At 66.4% G+C, this 7,000-nt stretch carries 5 protein-coding genes; 4 read left to right on the forward strand and 1 reads right to left on the reverse strand.

The window, feature by feature from the left end:
* The first annotated feature begins 5 nt into the window (after positions 1-5).
* From DIE11_RS34980 to DIE11_RS34990, 3 genes are all read left to right on the forward strand, one after another.
* Complete coding sequence (locus DIE11_RS34980; RefSeq protein ID WP_124629766.1) at positions 6-1,067, forward strand: Rieske 2Fe-2S domain-containing protein; 1,062 nt, start codon at positions 6-8, stop codon at positions 1,065-1,067.
* Positions 1,068-1,233: 166 nt separating this feature from the next.
* Positions 1,234-2,577, forward strand: coding sequence for an MFS transporter (locus tag DIE11_RS34985; protein ID WP_124629767.1), 1,344 nt, complete (start codon positions 1,234-1,236; stop codon positions 2,575-2,577).
* Positions 2,578-2,677: 100 nt separating this feature from the next.
* Positions 2,678-3,772 (forward strand): porin, encoded by a 1,095-nt coding sequence (locus DIE11_RS34990; RefSeq protein ID WP_124629768.1) that lies wholly within the window; start codon positions 2,678-2,680, stop codon positions 3,770-3,772.
* Between the two features lie 21 nt (positions 3,773-3,793).
* Here DIE11_RS34990 and DIE11_RS34995 read toward each other — a convergent pair whose 3' ends face one another.
* On the reverse strand, positions 3,794-4,240 hold the full coding sequence (locus DIE11_RS34995; RefSeq protein WP_059599714.1) for a hypothetical protein: 447 nt from the start codon (positions 4,238-4,240) through the stop codon (positions 3,794-3,796).
* Between the two features lie 421 nt (positions 4,241-4,661).
* On the opposite strand from DIE11_RS34995, the gene DIE11_RS35000 reads away from it, so the two are divergent.
* Entirely contained in the window at positions 4,662-6,848 is a 2,187-nt protein-coding gene (locus DIE11_RS35000) for a TonB-dependent siderophore receptor (RefSeq protein WP_124629769.1), read from the forward strand.
* Positions 6,849-7,000: the final 152 nt, after the last annotated feature.

Here is a 7,000-nt window from a genome sequence, read left to right on the forward strand (position 1 = left end):
GATCAATGGAGCAACCTGCCCGGCCCCCCATCAACACAACTCGATTCCCGGTCGACCGATGGTGGGTCGCCGCGCTGTCGTCCGAACTGACGGACAAACCCGTCGCACGCACGCTGCTCGGCCGCCCGGTCGTGCTGTTCCGGTTGCCGTCCGGGGAAGTCGGTGCGCTGGAAGATCGCTGCTGCCACAAGTCGCTGCCGCTGTCGTGCGGCTCGCTCGAAGCGCGCGGCCTGCGCTGCGGCTATCACGGCCTGCTGTTCGACCGCGACGGCACCTGCGTGGAGATTCCCGGGCAGGACCGGATTCCGGCAAAGGCGTGTGTGTCGTCGTATCCGGCGCGGGAACAGGACGCGATCGTATGGATCTGGATCGGCGCCGATGCGCACGCCCAACCAACCTGCGCGCCGCCGCGCTATGCGTTCCACACGGATCCGCAATACCGGTTCGGCGGCGGCAACTACCATTACGACGCACCGTATCAGCTGATTCACGACAACCTGATGGATCTGAGCCACCTCGGCTATGTCCACCTGAAAACGATCGGCGGCAACGCGCCGCTGCACATGGGTGCGGAAACCTGCGTCAGCAGCGACGGCGATACGGTGACGCTGGTCCGCCGGATGCCGGACTCCGACCCGCCGCCGACCTACACGGCCGCATGGCCGTTCGCGGGCCGGGTCGATCGCTGGCAGGAAATCGAATTCCACGTGTCGCATATCCGGATCTGGACCGGCGCGATGGACGCCGGCACCGGCGACCTGCTCGATCCCGCGCGCGGTGGCTTTCACATGCGCGGCTTCCACGGCATCACGCCAGAGACGGACACCACGACGCACTATTTCTGGACCGTCGCGACCAATCCGCAATACGACGTCGAACGCGTCGCGCAAACGGTCATCGAGCAATCCGCGGCGACGTTCGATGAAGACAAGACCGTGATCGAAGCGCAATACCGGAATCAGCTTCGGTTTCCGGACAGCCACCAGATCGACATTCACGTCGACGCGGGCCCCAATCGCGCGCGGCGCGTGATCCAGCGGCTGCTGCAACAACCCGAACCCGCGTAACCGTCGCGCCGGCGCGACGGTTACGCGAACGACGCCTGACGGTCGCGACAGGCATTCATCGCGGTTGGCAGACAGCACACGCATTCGCGTTCGCCCCGCTCGCCAAAACCGGCTTCGATTTTTTCCAATTCGATTAGTCGTACTATTTTTATGAAGGGTCTTTGACGTGAGTGCAAATATCCGCAATACGATCGACGCATCACCGATGAGCACGTTCCAGACGATGGCGGTCACGGCCTGCGTCGTGCTGAACATGCTCGATGGCTTCGACGTGCTGGCCATCGCGTTTGCCGCGCCGCACCTGGCCGCCGAGTGGAAACTGAGCGGCAAGGAAATCGGCCTGCTGCTGAGCGCGGGGCTCGCCGGCATGGGGATCGGCTCGGTGCTGATCGCGCCGCTGGCCGATCGCATCGGCCGCCGCCGCATCATCCTGTTCTGCCTCGCCGTCATCTCGACCGGGATGCTCGCCTGCGCGGCCACGCACAGCACGCTGCAACTCGCGATCGCACGTGCGTACACGGGGCTCGGCATCGGCGGCATGCTGGCGAGCCTGACCGTCATCAGCGGCGAATACGCATCGAACAAATGGCGCAGCGCCGCGATCGGCATGCAGTCGACCGGTTACGCGATCGGCGCCACCGCCGGCGGGGTCATCGCCGGCTACCTGCTGTCGACGTGGGGATGGCGCAGCGTGTTCGCGTTCGGCGGCATCCTGACCTTGACGGCGATCCCGATGGTGCTCGCACTGCTGCCGGAATCGCTCGACTTCCTGCTGGCACGGCGTCCGGACGACGCGCTGCAGAAAATCAACCGCATCCTCGCGAGAATGAAGCGCGCGCCGATCGACGCACTGCCGGCCGTGACCGCGTCCATCGACACGACGAACCCCGCGTCGAGCTGGACGGCCGTGCTGCGCGCGCCGCTCACGCGCCGCACGATCGCGCTGTGGATCGCGTTCTTTCTCGTGATGGGCAGCTTTTATTTCGTCGTCAGCTGGACGCCGAAGCTGCTGGTCCAGGCCGGGCTGTCGGCATCGCAGGGCGTGACCGGTGGCGTGCTGCTCAACCTCGGCGGCATCGCGGGCGCGTCGCTCTTCAGCTTGCTGTCCACCCGGTTCGGCCTGCGCAACCTGCTGGGCGCGACGCTGTTGCTGGGCGGCGCGCTGATGGTCGTGTTCGGCATGAACACCGGCTCGCTCGGCATCGGGATGACCGTCGCGATCTTCCTCGGCGCCGTGATCAATGCGTGCGTGGCCGGCATGTATGCGTTGTCGCCGACGCCCTATCCCGCCGAGATCCGTACGACCGGCATCGGTCTCGCGGTCGGCATCGGCCGACTCGGCGCGATCCTGTCGCCGATGACGGTCGGCGCGCTGCTGGACGACGGCTGGTCCGTGCCCCATCTCTATCTCGCGTTCCTCGTGCCGATGGCCGGCGCGGCGATCGCCGTCGCCGTGGCGGGCGGGCGCGCCGCGGCACCGCACCGGCAGCGCGACCCGGCGATCTCGTAACGCGCGACGCCCGCAGTCCTGCCGATACCCGTCGGCATTCCCGGCATGCCCCGGGCCTGAAAAATCGATAAGTATATCTACATACTGTTTGGAGACAGCCATGAAAACGAAACTGGGCGTCGTATTCGCGACGGCGATGGCGCTGGCCGGACCGGCCTGTGCGCAAAGCAGCGTCACGCTGTACGGGATCATCGATACCGGCGTGTCCTACTACAACAATGCGGCACACGGCGGGACGTTCACCGGGATGCCGACGCTGACCGGCGAAGTGCCGTCACGCTGGGGCCTGCGAGGCACCGAGGATCTCGGCGGCGGCTACCAGGCGTTCTTCGTACTCGAAAACGGCTTCCAGCCCGGCACCGGTGCGCTGAACTACGGCGGGCGTCTGTTCGGGCGGCAGGCGAACGTGGGCGTGAACAGTCCCTTCGGCGCGCTGACCCTCGGCCGCCAGATGAACATGTCGATGATCGTGCTGACCAATGCCGACGTGATCGGCCCGTCGATTCATTCGATGGCGGATTTCGACTCGTATCTGCCGAACGCCCGCAGCGACAATGCGATCGGCTACAAGGGCACGTTCCACGGCGTGACGCTCGGCGCGACCTACAGCTTCGGCCGCGACGCGGCCGGGCCGGCGGGACCGTCCGCGACGGGCTGCGGGGGACAGGTGCCCGGCGACATCGTAGCCTGCCGCCAATACACGGCGATGCTCGCCTATGACGCGAGCAATTTCGGGGTCGCCGCATCGCACGACGTGATGCGCGGCGGCGGCGGCGCGCTCGCGCCGCTGAACAATCCGGCGTACACCGACACGCGCGACATCGTCGCCGGCTACGTGAAGATCGGCCCCGCGAAACTCGGCGCCGGCTGGATCCGCCGCAACCTCGCGGCGGCCGCACACCTGCAGGCCGACATCGTGTTCGCCGGCGGTACGTATTACGCGACACCCTACCTCGCGCTCGACCTGCAAGGCGTGCGCTACCTGCAACGCCGCGAAAACGGCGAAGGCGGCACGAACGCCACGCTCTTCGTCGGCCGGGCGAACTATTTCCTGTCGAAGCGGACGACCGTCTATACGTCGGTGGGCTATATGTTCAACAGCACGCTGGCCGCGAACGCGGTCGCCGCCGGCGGGACGGTCGGCACCGGGATGAATCAGCTCGGTGTGATGGCCGGCATCCAGCAGAAGTTCTGATCGCCGGACATCGCCCGTCGATCAATCGGCGAGCCGGCAATGCGAAAGCTTCAATCCGGGCAGCACCGGCGCGTCGATATAGCCTTCGTTCTCGCAACTGAAGCGGAAATTCGCGGACGCCGTGAACGGCTTGATCTCGCCGCCGGGGAATTTCGGTTTCAGCGCGGCCTGGTCGGCCACGTCGAAATGCGTATCGAACTGTTCCCCGTCGGTCGTCAACGCACCGAAGTACGTGCCGCCCGGGTCGCTGCCCATCCGGATCACGGCGCCGACGAACGCGAGGCGCTTGCCGTCGTATTTCGTCTTCGCGGCGGCCATGTCCTGCGTATAGGCCTCGATCACGGTGCCGTAGTGCGCGTCGATCGCGGGCTCGGCGGCCGGCGCGGCGCAGGCGGCCTGGTACACGCCCGCCAGCAGCGCGCATGCGGCCAACGCGGCCGTCATGAACGGCGCGGGAATCTTTTTCATGGGTGGTCTCCCGTCAAGCGTAGTGGTTGAAGTCGTTGACCGAGGCGCGGCGCCGGCTGCCCGGCGCCACCCCGGACGATCGTGCCGCCGTTGCTTTATTCGTTCGAATCGCGGAACGCGGCTGCGGTCACTTCACCACCCGCATGGTCGACGGCGGTGCAAAACATCGCGCTGCACGCGACGTGACAGGAAGATGGCATGGTGCGGCCCCCGGCTCTCATTGAATTTCACTGCGTCTGATTTTGGCCGCTACGGTAGCAGACGGCCGAAGGCCCGGCAATCGCGATGCACGGTCCATATCGGCCTTGTTACAATTGCAAACGATTCTCATTACGTATATCATGCGCGTCCTGCCTCGGCGAATCAGTGAAGCGCCGCGGCCCGCGCCTTCATCCTTAGCACTCCGTCCATTCATCGATTCATGCCATCCCGTCGACCGCCCCGCCGCGCGCGGACCTTGCGTCCGTGGCGCGCGAGCCTGCCTGCCCTGATCACCCTTTGCGTCGCAAGCGGCGCGCATGCGGATGCCGAACCTGTCGCCACGGCCTCGCCGGCCGCGCCCTCGGGCTCGTCGACGCCCGCGCCGCCCGAACGCGAACTGCCGACGATCAGCGTCAGCGCATCGGCGGCCACTGATCCGACCGTCGGCTACCAGCCGCGCACCAGCAGCGTCGCCGGCGGCGACGATCGTCCGCTCAAGGAGATTCCGCAATCAGTTGCCGTGGTCAGCAGCAGCGTGATGCAGGACCAGCAGGCGCGTTCGCTCGACGACGTGCTCGGCAACATCAGCGGCGTGACGCAGACCAACACGCTCGGCGGCACGCGCGACGCGTTCATCAAGCGCGGCTTCGGCTCGAACAACGACGGTTCCGTGCTCGTCGACGGCGTGCGCACGCCGGTGCTGCACAGCTACCTCGCGACGATCGACCGCGTCGAAGTGCTGAAGGGCCCCGCTTCGCTGCTGTACGGGATGCAGGACCCGGGCGGCGTGATCAACCTCGTCACGCGCAAGCCGGAAGAAACATTCGCCGGCTCGATCTCGGCCTCGCGCACGAGCCACGGCGGCAGCGGCGCGCAGTTCGACCTGACCGGCCCGCTCGGCAAGCCGGGCCAGGTCGCGGGCGGCACGCTCGCGTTCCGGCTCACCGGCGAATACGACACGAGCCGCTACTGGCGCAGCTTCGGCCGCCAACGCGATGCGCTGATCGCGCCCGCGCTGTCGTGGCACGACGCGAACACGTCGATCGACGTCAGCTACCAGTACGTCGACTACACGACGCCGTTCGATCGCGGCACCGTGCTCGTGAACGGCCGCCCCGACGATACACTGCGCTATCGCCGCTACGAGGAAGCGTGGGCGCAAAGCAGCGGGATCCAGGAAACGCTGCGCGCGCGCATCGAGCACCGCTTCTCCGACGCATGGCGCGTGCGCGCGACCTACGGCTGGGGCCGCGACCGCTACGATCAATACATCACCCGCGCGACCGCCTTCAACAGCACGACCGGCGCGCTATCGCGCACGTCCGACGCCAACCTCGGACGCAACGACTCCGACCAGATCGCGACGCTCGGCCTGCTCGGCAACCTGACGCTCGCGGGAATGAACCACGCGCTCTACATTGGAGGCGAATACGAGCGGCAGCGCAGCTTCCGCGGCGACACGATCCGCGGCACCGCGACCAGGGGCTTCGATCTCTACGATCCCGTCTACGGCCTGCTCGCGCCCGGCGGCACGGTAAGCACGAAGCAGAGCGATTCGCTTTCGAAGGTCCACACGTACTCGATGATCGTGCAGGACTCCGTGAAGATCACCGACCGGCTCACCGCGGTCGGCGGGTTGCGCTGGGAGGACTGGCAGCAGGAATCGGGAATGGGGCGGCCGTTCGTGTTCGCCGACCGCTCGCACGGCAACGTGTGGCTGCCGCAGTTCGGGCTCGCCTATGCGCTCACGCCGTCGCTGACCGCGTATGCGAACGTGAGCCGCTCGTTCAAGCCGAACGTCGCGTCGAACGTGGCTGCGCCGCTCGCGCCGGAATTCGGCCGCGTGCTGGAAGCCGGCCTGAAGTTCAACCTGAAGCCCGGCATCACCGGCACGCTCGCGGCCTATCAGATCGACAAACGCAACGTCGCGGTCACGGTCGGCGACATCACGTCGACCATCGGCACCGCGCGCTCGCGCGGGATCGAACTCGACGTCGCGGGGCAGCTCACGCGCCATCTGAGTCTGATCGGCAGCTACGCGTACACGAACGCGAACGACCGCGACAGCAACACGCCGCTCGTCAACGTCGCGCGCCACATGGGCAGCCTGTTCGCGGTGTACGACACGGCGATCGCGAACCTGCCCGGACGCTGGCGCTTCGGCGGCGGCGCGCGGCTCGTCGGCGCACGGCCCGGCGACACCGCGAACAGCTTCACGCTGCCCGGCTACGTGACCGTCGATGCTTTCGCGGCCTATGAAACGACGATCGGCAAGTTCCCGACACGCATCCAGCTCAACGTGAAGAACCTGCTCGACAAGACCTACTATCCGTCGAGCAACAGCAATCTGATCGTCGCGGTCGGCGAGCCGCGGCTCGTCACGCTGACGACGACGGTGTCGTTCTGAGGTTCTGATGTCCTGATGTGTGCGTGGGCTGGCAGGCAAACAGCGGCCCACGCTCAAAATTGCAACCATCGGGTATGCGCTGAAATGAATTTTGTACAGTTAGCCGCCCATCTAAACGGCTTTTCAGATCGATCCTATATTCAAATCGCGAG

This window comes from Burkholderia sp. Bp9012 (assembly GCF_003853825.1).
Taxonomy (GTDB): domain Bacteria; phylum Pseudomonadota; class Gammaproteobacteria; order Burkholderiales; family Burkholderiaceae; genus Burkholderia; species Burkholderia diffusa.

Excerpts from the sequence above, each read along its gene's own strand:
- DIE11_RS34995 (WP_059599714.1), bottom strand. The coding sequence starts at position 4,240 with ATGAAAAAGATTCCCGCGCCGTTCATGACGGCCGCGTTGGCCGCATGC.
- DIE11_RS34980 (WP_124629766.1), top strand. The coding sequence starts at position 6 with ATGGAGCAACCTGCCCGGCCCCCCATCAACACAACTCGATTCCCGGTC.
- DIE11_RS35000 (WP_124629769.1), top strand. The coding sequence starts at position 4,662 with ATGCCATCCCGTCGACCGCCCCGCCGCGCGCGGACCTTGCGTCCGTGG.
- DIE11_RS34990 (WP_124629768.1), top strand. The coding sequence starts at position 2,678 with ATGAAAACGAAACTGGGCGTCGTATTCGCGACGGCGATGGCGCTGGCC.